The organism is Achromobacter agilis (assembly GCF_900496965.1).
Taxonomy (GTDB): domain Bacteria; phylum Pseudomonadota; class Gammaproteobacteria; order Burkholderiales; family Burkholderiaceae_B; genus Achromobacter; species Achromobacter agilis.
The window spans coordinates 52,199-71,628 of record NZ_UFQB01000019.1; the positions used below are offsets into that span (position 1 = coordinate 52,199).

Below are 19,430 nucleotides of genomic sequence, written 5' to 3' on the forward strand. Positions count from 1 at the left end.
CATGGCCTGGATTCCCCTGACGCATCTCCTGCTACCGGCCCCGCCCGGTGACGCCGACATTCCCGTCGCCGACGAGCCGCTCCTGGCGCGCAGCGCCTTCGCGCATGCCTGCCTCTTGGCGGCTGGCGCCTTGCAAGCCAAACCGCTGCGTCGGGTCGCGCTCTGGTTCGAAGATGCCGCCCAGATGGCGATCGCGCTTCTTGCCTGCTGGCGCGCGGGCGTGGCCGCGGTGCTCCCCGGCGATGCCCAGGCACATACCTGCGCCGTGCTTGACGCCACGGTGGATGCCTGGCTGACCGATACCGACCTCCCCGTGCCGATGCAACGGCAATGGCGGCTGGCGGACCTCCAAGGCCATGCGCCGCTGGCGCCCGCCGAACTGGATCCCTCGCAGGAGCTGGTGCTGTGCACCTCCGGTTCCAGCGGCCAGCCCAAGCACATTGCCAAGACCTGGCGGCAGTTGATGAACGAAGTCCGCGCGCTGCAGGAGCAGTGGCCCGACGCGCGCACGCCCGTGCTGGGCAGCGTATCGGCGCAGCATATGTACGGCCTGCCCTTCAGGGTGCTGTGGCCGCTTTCCGCGGGACGCATGCTCGACCGCGTCCAACGCATCTACCCGGAAGACCTGCAGCAAGCCAGCCTGCGCCATCCCTCCTTTACCTGGATAGCTAGCCCCGCGCTGCTGCGGCGCCTGGGAGAACGGCTGAACTGGGCGGCGTTGCGCGGCAGGCTGGTCCGCATCCACTCCTCGGGCGGTGAACTGCCCGCCGAGATATCCGACCATATCGAGCGGCACCTGGGCCTGCGCCCCACGGAGATCTACGGCAGTTCCGAGACGGGCGCCGTCGCTTGGCGCCAGGGCGCCGAGGATTGGCGTCCGCTGCCGGGCGTCGCCGTCAGCCTGAGCGCCGAAGGCGCGCTGCGCGTGCAATCCCCCTGGGTCGACGCCGCCGAAGAACAAACCGCGGATGGCGCGGAACTCGCCGCTGGCGGATTCCGGCTGCTCGGCCGCCTGGACCGCATCGTCAAGATCGAAGAGAAGCGCATCTCGCTGCCGATGCTCGAGCAGGCGCTGTCGCGGCACCCTTACGTCACGGAAGCCCGCCTGGGCGGGATCGCGGGCGCGCCGCGCCTTGCCGCCCTGATCGCGTTGTCGGCCAAAGGCTTGCACGCCCTGCGCAACCAGGGTCGCAAAGCGCTGACCAGCGAATTGCGGGCGCATCTGGCCGCGGGCTTCGAATCGCTGGCCATTCCCCGCACCTGGCGCTTCTTTCCGCAATTGCCCGCCAATGCACAGGGCAAACTGCCCCGGCGGGAATTCGAAGCCGCTGCGGGCCCCCGCCCGCTGGTCCCGGATGCGCTGGCGCTGCCCGGCCAGGCGGACGGCGAGCGCCGCTACACGCTCGAAATTCCTTACGATCTCGCCTATTTCACCGGCCATTTCCCTTCCGCCCCCGTGGTTCCCGGGGTGGCGCAAATCAGCTGGGCGATGTCGCTGGCGCAACGGGATCTCTGCCCCGGCCTGCGCTTTGCCGGCATGGAGGTCCTGAAGTTCCAGCGGCTGCTCCGTCCTGGCGACGTTGCCACCCTGGCGCTCAAATGGGACGCCGCCAAACGCAAGCTGCATTTCGCCTTCACGGTCGACGGCGCGCCCTGCTCATCGGGCCGCATTCTGGAGGGTGGCCAGCCATGACCACGTATCGGCTCTGCGCGGTCATTCCCGTGTACAACCACGGCGCCACGGTGGGCGCCGTGCATGCGCAGCTCGCCGCGCAAGGACTGCCTTGCGTGCTGGTGGACGACGGATCGGAGCCTGGCTGCGCGGCCGCGCTCGATGCGCTGGCGGCGCAGCCCCGCACGCACCTGCTGCGGCGCGCGTCCAACGGCGGCAAAGGCGCGGCGGTGCAAGACGGGCTGCGCACCGCGGCCGCCCTGGGTTACACGCACGCCCTGCAGGTGGATGCGGACGGGCAGCATGCCCTGCCCGACGCAGCCGCCTTCGCGGACGCCTCTCGCGCCAGGCCGCAAGCCGTCATCTGCGGCCTGCCCGTATACGGCGACGACGTGCCGCGCAGCCGCCTGTATGGCCGCTGGCTGACCCGCATCTGGGTCTGGATCAATACGCTCTCGGCCGATATCCCCGATGCAATGTGCGGCTTCCGCGTCTACCCCCTGTCCCAGGCACTGCCCGTGATCGACGATACGCACGTCGGCCAACGCATGGACTTCGACATCGCCATCCTGGTGCGGTTGCATTGGCGCGGCGTCGCCATGGTCTGGCTGCCGACGCGCGTGGCCTACCCGGAAGGCGGTATCTCGCACTTCAAAGGCGTGCGGGACAACGTGCTGATCAGCCGCATGCACGCGCGCCTATTCTTCGGCATGCTTGCCCGCTCGCCCGCGCTGCTGTGGCGCCGGCTGGCGAAAGGTTCGCGGCCATGAGCGCCATGGATCGGCACTGGGCGGACCAGCCCGAACGCGGCAGCCTCGTATTCATGCGCCTGACGGCCTGGGCCGCGCGCAACCTGGGCCGGCGCACCGTGGCGCCCGTGGTCTGGGCGGTGGTCCTGTATTTCTATGTTTCCGGCGCTCGCGCACGGCGGGCCATTGCCGAATACCAACGCCGGCTGGCGCAATCCGACGACATGCCCGTCGCGCTGCCGCGCAGCATGCCCGTCTATCGCCAGTACCTGGCATTCGCCCACGCGATTCTGGACAAACTCGACGTGTGGCAGGGCAAGATCACCCTGGCCGATCTGGACATCGCCGACCCGGACGGCCTGCACGGGCAAATGGGCGAGGGCCGCGGCCAGATCCTGGTCGGTTCGCACCTGGGCAATATCGAAGTATGCCGCGCGCTGGCGCAACGGACCGGCGCCCTGAAGCTCAACGTGCTGGTGCACGACAAGCACGCGGCCCACTTCAACCGCCTGCTCAACGAGGCCGGCGGCGGGCTGCGCATGATCCAGGTGAGCGAACTGGACGCCCCCGCCATGCTGGATCTGGCGCAACGGCTGGATCGCGGCGAATGGGTGGCCATCGCCGGCGACCGCGTTCCGTTACAAGGCGACCGCAAGACGCCGGTGGATTTTCTTGGCGCCGCCGCCCCGTTTCCCCAGGGCCCCTGGCTGCTCGCCGGCCTGCTGCGCTGCCCGGTCAACCTGCTGTTCTGCACGCGCCACGGCTCGCGCTACCGCGTGGCCATGGAACGGTTTTCCGATGGCATCGAATGGACGCGCGCCACCCGCCAGGCGCGGATCGCCGGCCTGGCCCAGCGCTATGCCGACCGCCTGGCCGCGCACTGCCGCCAGGCGCCCCTGCAATGGTTCAACTTTTATCCCTTCTGGAAAGACGATGCGTAAACGAGGCGTCATCGGCGCTGAAGTCGAAATCCGGGTGCCCTTTTTCGATGTCGATTCGATCAACGTCGTGTGGCATGGCCACTATGTGAAGTACCTGGAGCTGGCCCGCTGCGAACTGCTGGATGCGCTGGGCTACAGCTATGACGCCATGCGGGCCAGCGGTTACGCCTGGCCGGTGATCGACCTGCACCTGCGCTACGCGCAACCCGCACAGTTCGGCCAGCGCCTGCGCGTGCGCGCCGAACTCGTGGAATGGGAACACCGCCTGAAGATCAATTACCTGATCCTGGACGCCGAGAGCGGCCGGCGCCTCACGCGGGCCGCCTCGGAACAGGTCGCCGTCTGCATCCAGACCCGCGAAATGCAGCTGACTTCGCCCGCCGAGCTACGGGACGCCGTGCGGCGCCAGCTGGAATCGATGGATGCGCCGGCATGAAGCAACGCTGCCTTCCCCGCCTCATGCACCGCCTGTGCGCCTTCCTGGCGCTGGCCTTCCTGTCCTGGAACGCCCAGGCCTTCGAGCTGGCCGACCTGCAAGAACAACTACGCGCCGCCCCTGTCGTACGGGGCCAATTCGTGCAGCAGAAATTCCTGCGCTCGCTCCCGCAGCCGCTGACCAGCCGGGGCGAATTCACCCTGGCGGCGGGCAAGGGCCTGCTTTGGCTGCTGCGCACCCCCATCGCGCAAGACCTGCGCATCGACGCCACGGGCATCTCGCGCCGCGACGATGCGGGCAAATGGCAGGCGTTGCCGCAGCGCTCGGGCGCGGGCCGCGAGAACCAGCTGTTCCTGGCCGTGCTGGCGGGCGACACGACGGGGCTGCGCGAGAACTTCAACCTGGAACTGACGGGCGAATCGAATGCCTGGCAGTTGGTGCTGACGCCCAAATCGGCCCTCCTGCGGCAGATCTTCGACAGCATCCAGATCAATGGGGCGGCGCTGGTCGACCGTATCGAACTGCGCGAGACCCAGGGCGACCGCAGCGTGCTGCAGATGACGGACGCGGCAGCCGCCCAAACCCTGACGGCCGAGGAACAACGTGCGTTCGCCGATTGAACGCTGGCTGCCCCGGCTGTTCAAACTGGGGTTCCTGCTGATCCTATGCCTCGGCGCATGGCAATGCCGCAACGGCTGGCCCGTGTCGGCCAACCTGATGGACCTGGTGCCGCAAGCCGGCGCCGACGCCACGCGCCAATTGGCCGAGACCCGCATCCAGGAACCCCTGTCCCGCCAGATCATCGCGCTGGTCGCGGCCCGCTCCGGCGCGGACTCCGCGGAGCCCGCGCGCCGGCTGGCACAGCGCTGGACGGATAGCGAGCTGTTCTCCACCGTGCAGATGGAGCTGGCAGTCGACCTGACGGCGCTGCGCGCGCAACTGGTGGCTGGCCGGCTGGCCATGCTGCCCGCGGCGGACCGGCGCCAGCTCGAAACGGCCCCCGCCACCTATGCCCAGCGCCGCGCGCGTGAATTGTCGGATCCCTTTTCCTCTTCCGGGCTGGTGCCCGCGGACCAGGATTGGCTGGGGCTCACCCGCCGCGCCGAACAGGCGCTACACCCCGGCGGCGCCGTGCAATACGACCTCCGCACGGGCACCCTGCAGGCGGAACAGGCTGGCAAGCGCTGGGTGCTGGTGCGCGCCGAAACCCAGGACAATGCCTTCGACTCCGGCGCGCCGCAGCGCGTCGCCGCGCAGCTGGAGCAAGACCGCCTGGTCCTGGGCGCGGACGGCGCCGAATTGCTGGTGGCGGGCGGCCCCCTGTACGCGGCCGCCGGCCGGGCACAGGCCATGGCCGAAAGCGGCTGGATCGGCGCCGGCGCCACCATCGGCATCATCCTGGTCCTGCTGCTGGCGCTGCGACGCGCCCGCGCCCTGCTGGCCTTCGCGCCCGTGGCCGTCGGCCTGTTGACCGGCACCGTGACCTGCGTCGCGGTGTTCGGATCGATTCATCTCCTTACCCTCGTGATCGGCGCGAGCCTGATCGGCGTGGCGGTGGATTTCCCGCTGCACTGGCTGGGCAAAAGCTACGGCATGGCGGACTGGCGGGCCTGGCCCGCGCTGCGGCGCGTCCTGCCCGGCCTCACGATCAGCCTTGCCGCCAGCCTCGTGGGTTACATCGCCCTGGCGTTCACCCCGTTCCCGGCGCTCACGCAGACGGCAGTGTTCTCGGCCGCCGGGCTGCTGGGCGCTTATGCGTGCACCGTGTGCCAGCTGCCCGCCTGGATGGACGGCTGGAGCCCGCGTCCCTGGCCGCCGTTGATGCGCTTCGCGCAGGCCGCGCTGCGCGCCCGCGAGCACCTTGCCGCAAGCCGCGGCGCGCTATGGCTCGGCGCCCTGGCAGTGGCTGCCGTCGCCATTGGCGGCGTTTCCCGGCTCAGCATCCAGGACGACCTGCGCCAGTGGCTGAGCCTGCCCGCTCCGCTGGTGCAACAAGCCCGGCAAATCGGCGAAATCACCGGCTTCGTGCCGACCAGCCAGTTCTTCCTCGTTCGCGCGCCCGATACGGACGAGCTGCTGCGCCGGCAAGCGCGGGTCTCGCAGGCGCTGGACCGATTGATCGAACGCGGCGACCTGGCGGCCTATAGCGCCTTAAGCCAATTGGTATCGCCGGCGGCCGACCAGAAGGCGCTGGGGCTGAGCCTGGCCTCGAGCGCCGCCCGGCCCGGGATCTGGAAGCCCCTTACCGACCTCGGGATCCCCTACGAAGCCCTGCGGCAGGAACTGCTGTCCATGGCCGCGTTGCCCGCGCTCACGATCGACGAGGCGTTGCAAGGCCAGCAAGCCGAGCGCTGGCGTTCGTTGTGGCTGGGCGTGCATGACGGGCAGGCCGCGGGCATGGTGACCTTGCTGGGCCTGCGCAACGCATCCGCCCTGGATGCCATAGCCGAAGCCGCGCCGGGCGTAACGCTCGTGGACCGCAGCGGCGAACTGAACCGTATGTTCGCGGCCACCCGGATAGAAGCCGCCGAACTCAAACTGCTGTCCTACGTGGTGGCCGCCGTTCTGCTGCTGCTCACTCTGGGACGCGCCGCAACCTGGCGTATCCTGGCCGTACCCCTGGCGGCCACTGCCTGCAGTCTGGCCGCGCTCGGTTACCTGGGCCAGCCGCTCACGCTGTTCAGCCTGTTCGGCCTGCTGCTGGTGTCGGCGATCGGCGTCGACTATGCGATCTTCATGTATGAACGGGTCGCGGGCGCGCCCGCCAGCCTCGTCGGCATCCTGCTGAGCGCCGCCACCACGCTGCTGTCCTTCGGGCTGCTCGGCCTCAGCCGCACGCCCGCCCTCGCCAACTTCGGGCTTGCCGTGGCGCTGGGGGTAGCCTTTTCGCTGCTTTGGGCCCCCTGGATCCGTGCTCCCGGGGAAACCGGACAGCCCTCCTCTTTCAATAACTAAAGTGGACACACAGAAAATGGAACATCGGGAAGTCGTGGTAATTGGGGCAGGACCTGCCGGCGCGGTTGCCGCCGCCCTGTTGAAGCGCCAAGGACATGACGTCCTGATGCTGGAACGGCAGCAGTTCCCCCGCTTTTCGATCGGCGAGAGCCTGCTTGCCCACTGCCTGGAATTCGTGGAGGAAGCAGGCATGCTGCCCGCCGTCCAGGCTGCTGGATTCCAGGTCAAGAACGGCGCCGCGTTCGCCTGCGGCGACAGCTACACATTCTTCGACTTCCGCGACAAATTCACCCCTGGCCCCGGCACCACGTTCCAGGTGCAGCGCGCGCACTTCGACAAGGTGCTGGCCGACGACGCCGCGCGCCAAGGCGTGGAGGTGCGCTATCTGCAGGAAGTGACCGCGGCCGAATTCGGCGGCGACGGCCCATTGCTCGAGGTGTGCGGCGCGGACGGGCAGCCGTACCAGGTCAAGAGCCGGTTCGTGCTCGACGCCAGCGGCTACGGACGCGTGCTGGCGCGTCTGTTGAATCTCGAACGCCCCTCCTCGATGCCCCCGCGCAAAGCCATCTTCACCCATATCGAGGATCGCATCGATGACGCCGGTTTCGATCGCGAGAAGATCCTGATCACCGTGCATCCCGAAGCGCGCGGCATCTGGTATTGGCTGATCCCCTTCTCCAACGGCCGCTGCTCGTTCGGCGTCGTGGGCGGCGAAAACCTCATCGGCGGCCCGGGGGAAGACCAGATGGCCACGCTGCGCGCGCTGGCGGATGCCGCGCCGAACCTGAAGCGCATCCTGAAGAACGCAGTCTGGGACACGCCCGCGAACACGATCGGCGGCTACTCGGCCAGCGTGGAGCGGCTGCACGGCCCCGGCTATGCGCTGCTAGGCAACGCGGCCGAGTTCCTGGACCCCGTGTTTTCCTCCGGCGTCACGATCGCCCTGCGCTCCTCCAAACTTGCGGCCGACGCGCTGCATCGCCAACTGACCGGCGCCGACGTCGATTGGCAAACCGAATTCGCGGATCCGCTCATGGTGGGCGTCGAAACGTTCCGCGCCTATGTGCAAGGCTGGTACACGGGAGAATTCCAGGACGTGGTTTTCTACGAACACGCGCAGCCTGAAATCCGCCGCATGATCAGTTCCATCCTGGCGGGCTACGCCTGGGACCAGAACAACCCCTTCGTCGCCAGTCCGCAGCGCCGCCTGCGCATGCTGAGCGAACTTTGCCGCGGCGCCGAAGCGCCGCCGATGCCCGCATGAAGCGTCTCATCGCAACCGCCCGGTTCTCCGTGCCGGCCGTCCGCCGCGCCATCGGCGCGGCGGCGCTGCTGGCCGCGCTGGCAGGCTGCGCCGGCGCGCCGCCGGTGCCCGGCCGCGATGCGGTTTTTTCGCTGCCCCGTCAGCTCCATGTCGTACAGGTTTCGGCCGGCCAGCCGTCGCTGGACACGCTGCTGGTGGTGCAGCGCGAAGGCGCGGCCTTGCGCTGGTCTCTGTTCGATCCCATGGGCGTGCCTCAGGCCCGCCAGATGCTTGAGCACGGCCAATGGCGCAACGACGGGTTCCTGCGGCCGAACGGCCAGGCCCGCAACCTGTTCGCCGCCCTGATCTTCGCCTGGACGCCCGAGGCTGAGCTGGATGCCGCCTATGGCGCGGGCAACTGGCGAGCGCGCCGCGAGGGCGGCACGCAAGAGCGCGAACTGCTGGAACACGGCCGTCCGCGCTGGACCGTGCGCTGGCCGCAAGCCGCCCAGGCCGACACATTCGCCATCGTTGGCTCGGATGGCATCACCTGGCGGATTTCGCCGTTGAAGGAGCAGCCATGACCACCTGGCTGGCCACGCCTGGCGTCGTCTGCGCGCTGGGCTCGGGCATGGACGCCGTTGTGCAGGCCGCATTCGCCGGCGACATCTCGGGCATGCGCGCCCGGACCGGCTGGGTCCATGGCCGCGACCTGACGCTGGGCGACTATGCCGGCGCCCTGCCCGCCATCGCCGAGACCTTGCCGGCGCACCACCATAGCCGCAACAATCAATTGCTGCTGGCTGCCGCATTGCAGATCGAACCGCAATTGCGCGGCGCCGTGGCGCGCTATGGCCCCGCCCGCGTCGCCGTGGTGCTGGGCACCAGCACGTCCGGCGTCAACAACAACGCCCCCGCCTTCCGCGAGCTGGCGGCGCGCGGCGCCTGGCCCGGCAACTACGACTACCGCCGCCAGGTCCTGTCCTCACCCACCGCATTCTTCGCGGACTGGCTGGGAATACGCGGGCCGGCCTATACCCTGTCTACGGCCTGCACCTCCAGCGCCCGCGCGCTGCTGTCGGCCCGTCGCCTGCTCGAACTGAACCTTTGCGACGCCGTGGTCTGCGGCGGCGCGGACACCCTCTGCCGCCTCACCATCAACGGCTTCGCCACGCTGGAAGCGATAGACGACACGCTCTGCCTGCCGTTCTCGGCCAACCGGCGCGGCATCAATATCGGGGAGGCCGGCGTTCTGTTCCTGATGGAACGCGAACCGGCCGACGCCCGCTCCGTCGCATTTCTCGGCGGCGGCGCCAGTTCCGACGCCTGGCACATGTCGGCGCCCGAGCCCACCGGAGCCGGCGCGCGCCAAGCCATGCTCGCCGCCCTGGAATCGGCCGGCGTCGACGCCGGCCAGATCGGCTGGGTCAATCTGCACGGCACCGGCACGGTCCATAACGACGCCATGGAAAGCCATGCGATGCACGCCGTATTCCCGCAGGGCGTGCCCTGCGCCTCGACCAAGGCGCTCACCGGCCACGCGCTGGGCGCGGCCGGCGCGCTGGAGGCCGCGCTGGCCTGGGCAACGCTGTCTTCCAGCAATGCCGGCGGGCAGTTGATCCGCCATGTCTGGGATGGCGTGCCGGATCCGGAACTGCCCGCGCTCGATTTCAGCACGCCGGCCCATCGCTACGCGCGGGGCCGGCCGCGCATGGCCATGAGCAACTCCTTCGCGTTCGGCGGCAACAACGTCAGCCTGATTTTCGGAGCGCAGCAATGACCCCGTGGCCCATCGCCAGCCTGCTGCCGCACGCCGGCGACATGATCCTGATCGACGAAGTCCGCAGCTATGATGCAGACAGCCTCTGCGCGGCCGCCGTCGTCAGGCCGGGCCCCTACTCCCTGCCCGACGGCTCGCTGCCGCCCTGGCTGGGCATGGAACTCATGGCGCAAGCCGTGGGCGCCTGGGCCGGTTGCCAGGCCCGCCAGGCAGGCGACCCCGTCAAACTGGGCTTTCTCCTCGGCACGCGCCGCTATGAAAGCCATGCGGATACGCTGCCGGCCGGCGCCCGCCTTACCATCCATGTGTGCCGCGGACTGGCCGACGCCAGCGGCATAAGCATCTTCGAATGCGAACTGCATGATGAAGTCCGCCTGCTTGCTCAGGCTCGGCTGAATGTCTACCAGCCCCAAGACCCCACCGCCTTTATCCAGGAAGAGTCACCCGAATGAGCGCTGCCCCTATCCTCGTAACCGGCTCGAGCCGCGGCATCGGCCGCGCGATTGCGCTGGCGCTGGCGGACGCCGGCCATGATCTGGTGCTGCACTGCCGCCAGCAACGCGGCCAGGCAGAAGCCGTGCAAACCGAAATCCAGGCGCGAGGCCGGCAGGCGCGCATCCTGCAATTCGACGTCGCGGACCGCCAGCAGTGCGCGGCCGCGCTGCAGGCCGATATCGACGGGCACGGCGCCTATTACGGCGTCGTCCTCAATGCCGGCCTGACACGCGACGGCGCGTTCCCCGCCTTGACCGGTGACGACTGGGACGCCGTGCTGCGCACCAACCTGGACGGCTTCTATAACGTGCTCAACCCATTGGCCATGCCCATGATCCGCCGCCGCGCGCCGGGCCGCGTCGTCTGCATGGCGTCCGTCTCCGGCATCATCGGCAATCGCGGCCAGGTGAATTACAGCGCTTCCAAGGCCGGCCTCATCGGCGCGGCCAAGGCGCTGGCGGTCGAGCTGGCCAAGCGCCAGATCACCGTGAACTGCGTCGCGCCCGGATTGATCGATACCGACATGCTGGATGAACACGTGCCGGTCGAAGACATCCTGAAGGCAGTGCCCGCGCAGCGGATGGGGCGTCCCGAGGAAGTGGCGGCCGCCGTTGTCTTCCTGATGTCCCCGGGCGCCGCCTACATTACGCGCCAGGTCATTGGCGTAAACGGGGGGCTGTGCTGATGAAGCGCGTCGTCATTACCGGCATGGCCGGCATCAGCGCACTCGGGTCCGACTGGGCCACCGTGCAGGAAGCGCTGCAATCGGGCCGAAGCGCCATCCGGACCATGCCGGACTGGTCGCGCTATACCGAACTGAACACCCGGCTGGCGGGTCCCATCGACAACTTCCAGCCTCCCGCCCACTGGACCCGCAAGCAACTGCGCAGCATGGGGCGCGTCTCCCAATTGGCGGTGCGGGCCGCGGAAATGGCCCTGGCCGATGCCGCCCTGCTGGGTGAGCCCTGCATCGCGGACGGGCGCATGGGCGTGGCCTGCGGCTCGTCCGTGGGCAGCACGGCGGAAATCCGTGCGTTCGGCAACATGCTGCTCAATGGCGTCACGGACGACCTGAACGCCAACTCGTACGTCCGCATGATGCCGCACACGACCGCGGCCAATGTGGGCATTTTCTTCGAACTGAAGGGACGCATCATTCCGACGTCCAGCGCCTGCACCTCCGGCAGCCAGGGCATCGGCTACGCCTACGAGGCCATCCGCTACGGGCGCCAGGACCTGATGCTGGCCGGCGGCTCGGAAGAGCTCTGCGCAAGCGAAGCCCTGGTGTTCGACGCGCTCTATGCAACCAGCCAGAAGAACGACACCCCCGAGCTCACCCCCCGCCCCTACGACCGCGACCGCGACGGCCTGGTCATCGGCGAGGGAGGCGGCATGCTGGTCCTGGAATCGCTGGACCATGCATTGGCGCGAGGCGCGCGCATCCATGCGGAAATCGTCGGTTTCGGCAGCAATTCGGACGGCACGCACATCACCCGCCCGGAAGCGAAGACGATGCGCATCGCCATGGAATTAGCGCTGGCGGACGCCAACCTGCCGCCGCAAGCCATCGGCTACGTCAATGGCCACGGCACCGCGACCGAACAGGGCGACATCGCCGAGACGCAGGCGACCCACAGCCTGTTCGGCAGCCGCATGCCGATCAGCTCGCAGAAAAGCTATCTCGGCCATACCCTGGGCGCCTGCGGCGTGCTGGAGTCGTGGTTCAGTATCGAAATGCTCAACCGCGACTGGTACGCCCCCACGCTGAATCTGCGCAACGTCGACCCCCGCTGCGGCGAGCTCGACTATCTGTGCGAAGGCCGCCGCATGAACAATGAATATGTCATGAACAACAACTTCGCCTTCGGCGGAATCAATACGTCGCTGATTTTCCGCCGCTGGAGCTGATTTCCGCGGCACGTTGCCTCTCCCGTTTCGCTATCGGACCTTCCACCATGAACCTGTCTTACAAGCTGTTTGGCACCCTGGCCCTGTCGCTCGCCTGCTCCGCCCAGGCCGCCGCCGCGGATCGCACCGTCCACCTGCCGCTCAAGCCTGCGGTCGAAGCGGCGCTGGCCGCCGGCAAGATCGATGGCAGCGTCAGCTTCTATCTGGCAGGCACGGGCCCGAAGGGACGGGTACTGCAGGCGGATGTCGTCACGAACCGCAAGACCAACGCATTCGCGAAGAAAGACGAAGAGGCTTGCCTGTGGGTTGCCCAATCCGCCGTCATCGCGCTGCACGAAGCAGCGAAAAAGGCGGGCGCCAACGCGGTCACCAACATCGTTAGCTACTATCGCAAAAACGAATACAGCAGCAAGACCGACTACGAGTGCCATGCGGGCGCCGTAGTCGCGGGCGTCGCGCTGCGCGGCGACCTGGCCAAGGTCAAGTAGGTACGGGCCCGGCAGCCCGGTTTCGCGACCGCCCCGGGGCGGATCGCCGGCCGCCGGTTTACACTCTTTGTTTGCCGCAACACCACAAAAGGTTCACCCATGAGCACAGCTACGCTCAAGACCCGCCTCTCCGATTCCGTCAAGGAAGCGATGCGCGCCAAGGCCACCGAGCGCCTGGCCACGCTGCGTTTCCTCCTGGCCGCCGTCAAGCAGAAGGAAGTGGACGAACGCCGCGACCTGACCGACGCCGAGATCACCGCCATCATCGAAAAGCAGGTAAAGCAGCGCCGCGAATCCATCGCCGCGTTCGAACAGGCCGGCCGCACGGAAACCGCCGAGCAGGAAAAAGCCGAAGTGGTCGTGCTGCAGGAATTCCTGCCCAAGGCCGCCACGCCGGAAGAAGTCTCCGCCGCCATCGACGCCGCGATGGCGGAAGTGGCCGCGCAAGGCGTGACCGGCGCGCCCGCCATGGGCAAGGTCATGGCCCTGCTCAAGCAGTCCCTGGCTGGCCGCGCCGACATGACGGCGCTGTCGCAACAAGTGAAGGCCCGCCTGGCCTGATCGCCCTGCGGCCCGGGCGCGGCCTCAGAACGCGCCGCCGAACAGATCCGGCTGGCGCGACAGCTCCGCCGGGTCGGCGAAATTGCTCATTCCCACTCCCGCCAGCCGGTAAAGCGTCTCTGGCGGCAGTTCCACGCGTTCGCACAGCAGCCTCGCAACCGCGGCAAGCTCCACCGCAGACCCGGGCGGGTTCGGGCTGGTCTGGCTGCGCGTCAGGATGCGGAAGCGGTCGGTCTTCAGCTTGAGCACCACGGTGCGGCCCAGCGCGCCCTTCTTCAGCGCCTGATCCCATACCTTCTGCGCCATGCGGTCGATGGCCTCGCCCAGCCCGTCCAGGCGGACGTCCTGCGAGAAAGTGGTCTCCGCCGACACCTGCTGCAACGGCGCGTCGGTCTGCACTTCGCGCTCGTCGATGCCGCGCGCCAATTCGTACAGGCGCCGGCCGTAGCGGCCGAAGTAATGCTCGAGCTCCTGGGCGCTGTGCGTGGCCAGGTCGCCCACCGTATGGATGCCCAATTGCTCCAGGCGCGCCTGCGTGACCTTGCCCACGCCCGGCACCTTGCGCACGGGCAAGGGCTGCAGGAAGGCCAGCACCTTGCCGGGGCGGACCACGAACAGGCCGTCCGGCTTGTTCCAGTCGGACGCGATCTTGGCCAGGAACTTATTGGGCGCCACGCCCGCCGACGCGGTCAGGCCGGTTTCTTCGCGGATCTGGTGGCGGATGACCTGAGCGACCTCGGTGGCCGAAGGCAGCCCGCATTTGTTGATGGTAACGTCCAGATAGGCCTCGTCCAGCGACAGCGGTTCGATCAGGTCGGTGTGGCGGGAAAAAATCTGCCGGACCTGGCGCGACGCCTCGCGGTAGCGGTTGAAATCGGGCGGCACGTAGATGGCGTGCGGACAAAGCCGTTCGGCGCGCGCCGCGGACATGGCCGAATGGATGCCGAAGCGCCGCGCCTCGTACGAGGCGGCGCAGACGACCGAGCGCGGGCCGGTCCAGGCCACCACCACCGGCTTGCCGCGCAGGTCCGGGTTGTCGCGCTGCTCCACGGACGCGTAGAACGCGTCCATGTCCACATGCACGATCTTGCGCGCCTCAGACATGGCGCCTCCGCGCCGCGCCCGTCCGCCGTCCCACCTGGGCGCGGCGGCCTCCATGGCCTGTCATCGCCTGAAATCCCGTGGCAAAAACATATATTATGACCGGCGACAACCCGCTATCCCTTCCCGTCCATAACGGTTCCATGACTGCACCCGCAACTGCCCAGACCGATTATTTCGGCCTCACCATTCCCTTCATGCATTTCATCGGCCTGGTACCCGAGCACATCGAGCAAGGCTACGCCCGCACCACCCTGCCCTGGCGGCAGGACCTCACCAACAGCCGCGGCGACGTGCACGGCGGCACGCTGATGAGCGTGCTGGACTTCACGCTCAGCGCCGCCGCCCGCGGTTCGCCCGACGGACTGGAAGGCATGGCCACCATCGACATGAACACGTCGTTCCTGTCTCCTGGCACGGGCGACCTGACCATCGAGGCGCGCTGCCTGCGCCGCGGCGCCTCCATCGCGTTCTGCGAAGGCGACGTGCGGCGCGCCGACGGCGAACTGGTCGCGCGCGCCACCGCCACGTTCAAGATCATCCGCCGCCGTCCGGGCGGCGATTGACGCGTCCGGCGTCCCCGGCTCAGTCCGGCAGGTCGCGCGAAGGCTTGACCTGGGGGCGCGGATCCAGCGGCATATAGCTGCTGCACGACACCAGGCCGTAATAGACGGCGTCCTGCATGGCGCGCATGGCCGCCGGGTCCCAGGTGCCCTGGCCCCACATGACGATGCGCACGTCCGTGCTCTTGGCGCCGGCCGCCTTCAGTTCGACGCGCGACATTTCGTTGTTGCTGAAGGGCGCCAGCACCTGCACCACGCCGGACTGCGCGCTTTCGTTCAGGTCGGCCACCACGCGGTAGGCGTTGTCCGTGCTGCGCAGGCAATCCCGGGATTGCCGGATCGCCGTCGCATAGGCATCCTTGAATGCCACCGGCGCCTTGAACTCGCTGTGCGGGGACGAGCCGTTCTGCGAAATGCCTATCGAGCATCCCGCCAGGCCCAGAGCCAGCGCCGATGCCGCGACCAGTTTCCTGTACATGTGTATCTCCAAATCAGTGCCCGCGATTATCCCGCATATCGGCCCGGAGCGATCGGCGGCTGGGCCGCTCACAGGATCCCGATGCGGTACTCGAGGTTCTTGACCAGGGTCCTCAGGCGCGGGCCGAGGGTTTCGTACACGTACTTTTCGTCCAGGCCGTCGGCCGGGATCGTCACGTTGAACGCCAGCGGCAGATCGTTGGAACGATAGCGCATCGGGGTGGCGATGCCGCATAGTTCGGCGCGCCAGTCCTTGCTGACCACGCAGAAGCCGTGCTGGTCGATTTCATCGTAGGCGGGTTGCAGCGCCGGGCCGAAACGCTCCCATTCCTCGGGGAATTCCTCCGCCAGCCGGCCGCAGATGAGCTTGCGTTCGTCGGCGGTCTGGGCATACAGCAAGGCGCGGCCCGTGGCCGTGCGCAACAAGGGACGCGCCGAACCGATGTCCGGACGCGACGCGTTCGACGCGCCGTCCTGGACGGTTTCCACGTAGACCACCTGCAGGCGGTCCCGGATCGCCATGGAGACCGGCCCCCTGGCGTAACGCGCCAGTTCGACCATGTCGTGCGCCGCCAGCTGGCGCAGGGTCAGGTGCACCAGCAAGGGATAGCCCAGCGTCAGCACGGCGGGCCCCAGCGAGTACTTGCCGGTGCGCTCGTCGCGGCGCAGGTAGCCCAGCCCCACCAGCGTGAACGTCAGCCTGGACACCGTCGGGCGCGTCAGGCCCAGCATTTCGGAAATTTCCTTGTTTCCCAGCAGCGGCTCGGACGCTGAAAAACACTTGAGCACGTCCAGCCCGTTGGAAAGCGTGGACGCGAACCGCGGGTGCGCTTCCAGCGACGCGCGGGATTCGAGTTCGTAATGAAGCGGCGTTTTCGAGTGCATATCGACCTAGGGTTCCGGAGCATTGACAGTATATCGCCTGCCGAAATACAAACTTTCCGTTCAATAGTTATATTTTAATTCCATTTATTGAAATTGAAAAGGCAGCAATCATGACCGAACCGCAGTTCTCCAGGCAGCCGCTGGGCGCCCGCCTGTTCAGCTTCGCCGTCGTCGCGGACACGCACGTCAACGAATCCGAGGACACTTGCGCCTCGCCGTTCGCCACCAATGCGCGGGCCAATGCCCGGGCCCGGCACGTTTTCGCCGATATCGCCCGCCTGAACCCCGCCCCGGCGTTCGCCATCCACCTGGGCGACATCGTCCATCCGGTGCCGGGCATGCCGTCGTTCGACGAGGCGGCGCGCCGCTTCAAGGCCATCGCGAGCCAGATCGACATACCACTGCACCTGGTCCCCGGCAACCACGACGTCGGCGACAAGCGCATCGACTGGATGCCGGCCGACATCGTCTGCGACAGCTACCTGGACAAGTACCGCGAGGTCTTCGGGCCCGATTACTACGCCATGGATCATGGCGGAGTCCGCTTTCTGTTCGTCAACGCGCTGCTGTTCAATTCGGGCTTGGAGACGGATGGCGCGCAGCGCGCCTGGATCGACGAGCAGATCGCCGGCGCCGGCGGCCGCGTGTTCGTGTCGCTGCATTACCCGCCTTACCTGCACGACGCGCAGGAGCGCGGTTCGTACGACAATATCGACGAACCCGGCCGCGGCTGGCTCCTGTCGCGCCTGGAGAATCCCAAGGTAGAGGCCATCTTCGCCGGTCACGTCCACAATTTCTGGTATGACGTCATCGGCGGCGCCGAGATGTACATGCTGCCGTCCACCGCCTTCCTGCGGCACGACTACTCCGAGTTCTACCGCGTGCCGCCGGCCGACGAATTCGGCCGCGGCGACGTCGAGAAATTCGGCTATTTCATCGTCGACGTGCACGAGCGCGGGCACGTGGCCAAGCTGATCCGCACCCACGGCGCCATGCGCGGCGAAACCGCCAGCGGCGAGGCCCCGGCCCGCGCCTTGCCCACCGTCCACACCAAGACGGCGGCCAGCGAGGGCATCGCCGTCGAGCTGCGGCACCCCTGGGCCGAGATCGTCGAAATTCCCTGCACCGGCGGCGTGCAGGAGTTCGGCCGCAAGCTCGCCCGCAACGACTACCCGCTCATGGCCATGTGGGAAATGGGGTTGCGCACGCTCAAGATCCCCACGCAGGACCTGCATGACGACAAGACCCTGCGCCGGGCCCGCCTCATGACCGACGTGGGGCACCGTTTCGTCCTGACGTCGCTCGGGATACCGGACACGAAGTTGCTGGACAGGGCGCGCGAGCATGGCATCGCCATCGCCGCCATCGAGATCAACCTGAACGCGCAGGCGCTCCAGGACGCGGGCCCCGCGCTCAGACAGCTGCGCAACCATACTTCCGCCCGACTCATCTACGGCAAGATCCGGACCGGCGCGGACGATGCGCACTTCGACGGCAAGCATTACAGCCATTTCGTCAATACGGGGCTGCGCGCCGCCGAACTGGAGGCCGGGCAGTCCGCCCTGGTTGCGCACCTGGAGCAACAACACATCGACGGCATCACCGTCCGCCTGGACTGGGGATCGGACCTCATCGCCACGCATCGCGAACTGGCGGAACGGGCCCGGGCCTGGGGCATGGCCGTGAACGTGGGAGTGAAGCTGGCCGACCGCCTCGCCTCGGCGAACACGGACGATGCCGCCATCGCCGCCCTGGTCGCCGAAGCCTTCCTGGCTTCGCGGGCCTCGGACGCGGTGACCTACTCCTTCGACACGTTCATGGACGTGGACCGGGGCTACTTCCCGCGCAACGGCCTGATCAACCGCCGCTACGATCCCCGGCCCGCGGGCGTGGCGCTGGCCGCCCTGAACGCCGTGTTCGACATTCCGGGCGCGGCCTCGGTCGAGCGGATGGACGGTCCGGCCGGTTCGCGCCTCTGCCGTTTCCGCACCGGCGGTCAGGAATACGAACTTGCCTATGGCCCCGCGCCCGCCGTGCAGCGCCACGCCTGGGCCGCTCCCTGCAAGCGCGTCATCGACCTGCTCTCCCAGGAGGCGGTGGAAGGCGAGGAGGCCCGGGCCGAATACACCCGCCAGGGCCGGCCGGGCCACGCGCTGCTGCTCATCCACCGCGCCTGATTTCAACTTCTCTATCGCCAGGAGTCATCGCATGCTTCGAATCGGAATGAAAATCGCGGGAATGCTGGCCGCTGCCTGCCTTCCCCTGTTCGCCCAGGCGCAGACGTTTCCCGACAAGCCCGTGCGCCTGATCGTGGCCTACACGCCCGGCGGCGCGACCGACGTGATCGCCCGCGTCATGGCCGCGAAGCTGACGGCCAAGTGGGGGCAGCAGGTCATCGTCGAGAACCGCTCGGGCGCGAGCGGAATGATCGGCGCCGAGCAGGTCGTAGGCGCCAAGCCCGACGGTTACACCCTGCTGTTGGCCTATACGCCCGAAGTGTCCATCAACAAGCTCGTCTATAAACAGATGCGCTACGACCCCTTGAAGGATTTGCAGCCCATCGCCCTCGTCGCCGATGCGCCGCTGATCCTGGTGAGCGGCCCCAAACTGCCGGTCGACAGCTATGCCGAGATGAAGACCAAGGCGGCGCAGGCCTCGCTCGTCTTCGGATCGCCCGGCACGGGCGGCCAGCAGCACCTGGCGGGCGAACTGCTGCGCGTGCGCTCGGGCATGAACCTGATGCACGTGCCGTACCGCGGCACGGCCTTGGCCGTCGCCGACCTGGTAGGAGGCCAGATCGACATCTTCTTCGCCACCGCGCCCGCCATCATCAGCCACATCAACGCCGGCAAGCTGCATCCGCTGTTCGTCGCCGGCCCCCGGCGCCAGGACATCCTGCCCGGCACGCCCACGGCCAAGGAAGTCGGTCTGGACAATTTCGACATTTCCAACTGGTTCGGCCTGTTCGGCCCCGCCGGCATGCCGCCCGCCCTGGTGGAGCGCATCTCGGCGGACGTCGCCCAGGCGCTGCAGGCCGCCGACGTCCGGGAGAAGCTGGAGGGCCAGGGGCTGGCCATCTCGTACAAGTCGCCCCAGGACTTCAAGGCCTTCATCGGCACGGAGATGACGAAGTACGCCGGCATCATCAAGGCGGCGGGGCTGGAGCCGCAATAGCG

General features: G+C 67.9%; 20 protein-coding genes. 17 read left to right on the forward strand and 3 right to left on the reverse strand.

The window, feature by feature from the left end; translation table 11 throughout:
* The first annotated feature begins 1 nt into the window (after nucleotide 1).
* The 14 genes from AGI3411_RS20600 (at nucleotide 2) to AGI3411_RS20665 (ending at nucleotide 13,228) form a co-directional block, all read left to right on the forward strand.
* Nucleotides 2-1,693: an ApeI family dehydratase gene (locus AGI3411_RS20600; protein WP_129529194.1), complete on the forward strand. Its 1,692-nt coding sequence runs from the start codon at nucleotides 2-4 to the stop codon at nucleotides 1,691-1,693.
* Complete coding sequence (locus tag AGI3411_RS20605; protein WP_129529195.1) at nucleotides 1,690-2,442, forward strand: glycosyltransferase family 2 protein; 753 nt, start codon at nucleotides 1,690-1,692, stop codon at nucleotides 2,440-2,442. The genes AGI3411_RS20600 and AGI3411_RS20605 overlap by 4 nt, the downstream gene beginning before the upstream one ends.
* Nucleotides 2,439-3,362 (forward strand): LpxL/LpxP family acyltransferase, encoded by a 924-nt coding sequence (locus tag AGI3411_RS20610; RefSeq protein ID WP_208748147.1) that lies wholly within the window; start codon nucleotides 2,439-2,441, stop codon nucleotides 3,360-3,362. Before AGI3411_RS20605 ends, AGI3411_RS20610 begins: the two co-directional genes overlap by 4 nt.
* Nucleotides 3,355-3,798, forward strand: coding sequence for an acyl-CoA thioesterase (locus AGI3411_RS20615; RefSeq protein WP_129529196.1), 444 nt, complete (start codon nucleotides 3,355-3,357; stop codon nucleotides 3,796-3,798). Before AGI3411_RS20610 ends, AGI3411_RS20615 begins: the two co-directional genes overlap by 8 nt.
* Complete coding sequence (locus AGI3411_RS20620) at nucleotides 3,795-4,418, forward strand: outer membrane lipoprotein carrier protein LolA (protein ID WP_244240403.1); 624 nt, start codon at nucleotides 3,795-3,797, stop codon at nucleotides 4,416-4,418. Before AGI3411_RS20615 ends, AGI3411_RS20620 begins: the two co-directional genes overlap by 4 nt.
* The gene (locus AGI3411_RS20625; protein ID WP_129529197.1) at nucleotides 4,402-6,753 is read left to right on the forward strand and encodes an MMPL family transporter; all 2,352 of its coding nucleotides are present in this window, start codon (nucleotides 4,402-4,404) and stop codon (nucleotides 6,751-6,753) included. Before AGI3411_RS20620 ends, AGI3411_RS20625 begins: the two co-directional genes overlap by 17 nt.
* A gap of 16 nt (nucleotides 6,754-6,769) precedes the next feature.
* Nucleotides 6,770-8,017, forward strand: coding sequence for an NAD(P)/FAD-dependent oxidoreductase (locus AGI3411_RS20630; protein ID WP_129529198.1), 1,248 nt, complete (start codon nucleotides 6,770-6,772; stop codon nucleotides 8,015-8,017).
* Nucleotides 8,014-8,580, forward strand: a complete 567-nt coding sequence (locus AGI3411_RS20635; protein ID WP_244240404.1) for a DUF3261 domain-containing protein — start codon at nucleotides 8,014-8,016, stop codon at nucleotides 8,578-8,580. The genes AGI3411_RS20630 and AGI3411_RS20635 overlap by 4 nt, the downstream gene beginning before the upstream one ends.
* Entirely contained in the window at nucleotides 8,577-9,776 is a 1,200-nt protein-coding gene (locus AGI3411_RS20640) for a beta-ketoacyl-ACP synthase (RefSeq protein ID WP_129529199.1), read from the forward strand. Before AGI3411_RS20635 ends, AGI3411_RS20640 begins: the two co-directional genes overlap by 4 nt.
* Complete coding sequence (locus AGI3411_RS20645; RefSeq protein ID WP_129529200.1) at nucleotides 9,773-10,228, forward strand: hotdog family protein; 456 nt, start codon at nucleotides 9,773-9,775, stop codon at nucleotides 10,226-10,228. The genes AGI3411_RS20640 and AGI3411_RS20645 overlap by 4 nt, the downstream gene beginning before the upstream one ends.
* A complete protein-coding gene (gene fabG / locus AGI3411_RS20650) occupies nucleotides 10,225-10,956 on the forward strand; it encodes a 3-oxoacyl-ACP reductase FabG (protein ID WP_129529201.1) in 732 nt (243 codons plus the stop codon). Before AGI3411_RS20645 ends, fabG begins: the two co-directional genes overlap by 4 nt.
* Complete coding sequence (locus AGI3411_RS20655) at nucleotides 10,956-12,179, forward strand: beta-ketoacyl-ACP synthase (protein WP_129529202.1); 1,224 nt, start codon at nucleotides 10,956-10,958, stop codon at nucleotides 12,177-12,179. Before fabG ends, AGI3411_RS20655 begins: the two co-directional genes overlap by 1 nt.
* A 47-nt stretch (nucleotides 12,180-12,226) precedes the next feature.
* Nucleotides 12,227-12,667, forward strand: coding sequence for an excinuclease (locus AGI3411_RS20660; protein WP_129529203.1), 441 nt, complete (start codon nucleotides 12,227-12,229; stop codon nucleotides 12,665-12,667).
* A gap of 99 nt (nucleotides 12,668-12,766) precedes the next feature.
* Nucleotides 12,767-13,228, forward strand: a complete 462-nt coding sequence (locus tag AGI3411_RS20665; protein WP_129529204.1) for a GatB/YqeY domain-containing protein — start codon at nucleotides 12,767-12,769, stop codon at nucleotides 13,226-13,228.
* Nucleotides 13,229-13,252: 24 nt separating this feature from the next.
* On the opposite strand, the gene dinB is transcribed toward AGI3411_RS20665, so the two are convergent.
* Entirely contained in the window at nucleotides 13,253-14,332 is a 1,080-nt protein-coding gene (dinB, locus tag AGI3411_RS20670; protein WP_129529205.1) for a DNA polymerase IV, read from the reverse strand.
* A gap of 140 nt (nucleotides 14,333-14,472) precedes the next feature.
* Between dinB and AGI3411_RS20675 the strand changes: the two genes are divergently transcribed.
* The gene (locus tag AGI3411_RS20675; RefSeq protein WP_129529206.1) at nucleotides 14,473-14,895 is read left to right on the forward strand and encodes a PaaI family thioesterase; all 423 of its coding nucleotides are present in this window, start codon (nucleotides 14,473-14,475) and stop codon (nucleotides 14,893-14,895) included.
* 19 nt (nucleotides 14,896-14,914) lie between these two features.
* Here AGI3411_RS20675 and AGI3411_RS20680 read toward each other — a convergent pair whose 3' ends face one another.
* Together AGI3411_RS20680 and AGI3411_RS20685 are read right to left on the reverse strand one after the other, a co-directional pair.
* Nucleotides 14,915-15,370: a BPTD_2524 family lipoprotein gene (locus AGI3411_RS20680; RefSeq protein WP_129529207.1), complete on the reverse strand. Its 456-nt coding sequence runs from the start codon at nucleotides 15,368-15,370 to the stop codon at nucleotides 14,915-14,917.
* A 68-nt stretch (nucleotides 15,371-15,438) separates the two neighbouring features.
* A complete protein-coding gene (locus AGI3411_RS20685; RefSeq protein WP_129529208.1) occupies nucleotides 15,439-16,254 on the reverse strand; it encodes an IclR family transcriptional regulator in 816 nt (271 codons plus the stop codon).
* A gap of 110 nt (nucleotides 16,255-16,364) precedes the next feature.
* Here AGI3411_RS20685 and AGI3411_RS20690 point away from each other — a divergent pair, with 110 nt between their 5' ends.
* Nucleotides 16,365-18,431, forward strand: coding sequence for a metallophosphoesterase (locus AGI3411_RS20690; protein ID WP_129529209.1), 2,067 nt, complete (start codon nucleotides 16,365-16,367; stop codon nucleotides 18,429-18,431).
* A 31-nt stretch (nucleotides 18,432-18,462) separates the two neighbouring features.
* Nucleotides 18,463-19,428, forward strand: coding sequence for a Bug family tripartite tricarboxylate transporter substrate binding protein (locus tag AGI3411_RS20695; RefSeq protein WP_129529210.1), 966 nt, complete (start codon nucleotides 18,463-18,465; stop codon nucleotides 19,426-19,428).
* The last annotated feature ends 2 nt before the right edge of the window (nucleotides 19,429-19,430 follow it).

Bases quoted from the DNA above. Each gene is read 5' to 3' on its own strand.
- AGI3411_RS20600 (WP_129529194.1), top strand. From the start codon at position 2: ATGGCCTGGATTCCCCTGACGCATCTCCTGCTACCGGCCCCGCCCGGT.
- AGI3411_RS20605 (WP_129529195.1), top strand. From the start codon at position 1,690: ATGACCACGTATCGGCTCTGCGCGGTCATTCCCGTGTACAACCACGGC.
- AGI3411_RS20610 (WP_208748147.1), top strand. From the start codon at position 2,439: ATGAGCGCCATGGATCGGCACTGGGCGGACCAGCCCGAACGCGGCAGC.
- AGI3411_RS20615 (WP_129529196.1), top strand. From the start codon at position 3,355: ATGCGTAAACGAGGCGTCATCGGCGCTGAAGTCGAAATCCGGGTGCCC.
- AGI3411_RS20620 (WP_244240403.1), top strand. From the start codon at position 3,795: ATGAAGCAACGCTGCCTTCCCCGCCTCATGCACCGCCTGTGCGCCTTC.
- AGI3411_RS20630 (WP_129529198.1), top strand. From the start codon at position 6,770: ATGGAACATCGGGAAGTCGTGGTAATTGGGGCAGGACCTGCCGGCGCG.
- AGI3411_RS20635 (WP_244240404.1), top strand. From the start codon at position 8,014: ATGAAGCGTCTCATCGCAACCGCCCGGTTCTCCGTGCCGGCCGTCCGC.
- AGI3411_RS20640 (WP_129529199.1), top strand. From the start codon at position 8,577: ATGACCACCTGGCTGGCCACGCCTGGCGTCGTCTGCGCGCTGGGCTCG.
- AGI3411_RS20645 (WP_129529200.1), top strand. From the start codon at position 9,773: ATGACCCCGTGGCCCATCGCCAGCCTGCTGCCGCACGCCGGCGACATG.
- fabG (WP_129529201.1), top strand. From the start codon at position 10,225: ATGAGCGCTGCCCCTATCCTCGTAACCGGCTCGAGCCGCGGCATCGGC.
- AGI3411_RS20655 (WP_129529202.1), top strand. From the start codon at position 10,956: ATGAAGCGCGTCGTCATTACCGGCATGGCCGGCATCAGCGCACTCGGG.
- AGI3411_RS20660 (WP_129529203.1), top strand. From the start codon at position 12,227: ATGAACCTGTCTTACAAGCTGTTTGGCACCCTGGCCCTGTCGCTCGCC.
- AGI3411_RS20665 (WP_129529204.1), top strand. From the start codon at position 12,767: ATGAGCACAGCTACGCTCAAGACCCGCCTCTCCGATTCCGTCAAGGAA.
- dinB (WP_129529205.1), bottom strand. From the start codon at position 14,332: ATGTCTGAGGCGCGCAAGATCGTGCATGTGGACATGGACGCGTTCTAC.
- AGI3411_RS20675 (WP_129529206.1), top strand. From the start codon at position 14,473: ATGACTGCACCCGCAACTGCCCAGACCGATTATTTCGGCCTCACCATT.
- AGI3411_RS20680 (WP_129529207.1), bottom strand. From the start codon at position 15,370: ATGTACAGGAAACTGGTCGCGGCATCGGCGCTGGCTCTGGGCCTGGCG.
- AGI3411_RS20685 (WP_129529208.1), bottom strand. From the start codon at position 16,254: ATGCACTCGAAAACGCCGCTTCATTACGAACTCGAATCCCGCGCGTCG.
- AGI3411_RS20690 (WP_129529209.1), top strand. From the start codon at position 16,365: ATGACCGAACCGCAGTTCTCCAGGCAGCCGCTGGGCGCCCGCCTGTTC.
- AGI3411_RS20695 (WP_129529210.1), top strand. From the start codon at position 18,463: ATGCTTCGAATCGGAATGAAAATCGCGGGAATGCTGGCCGCTGCCTGC.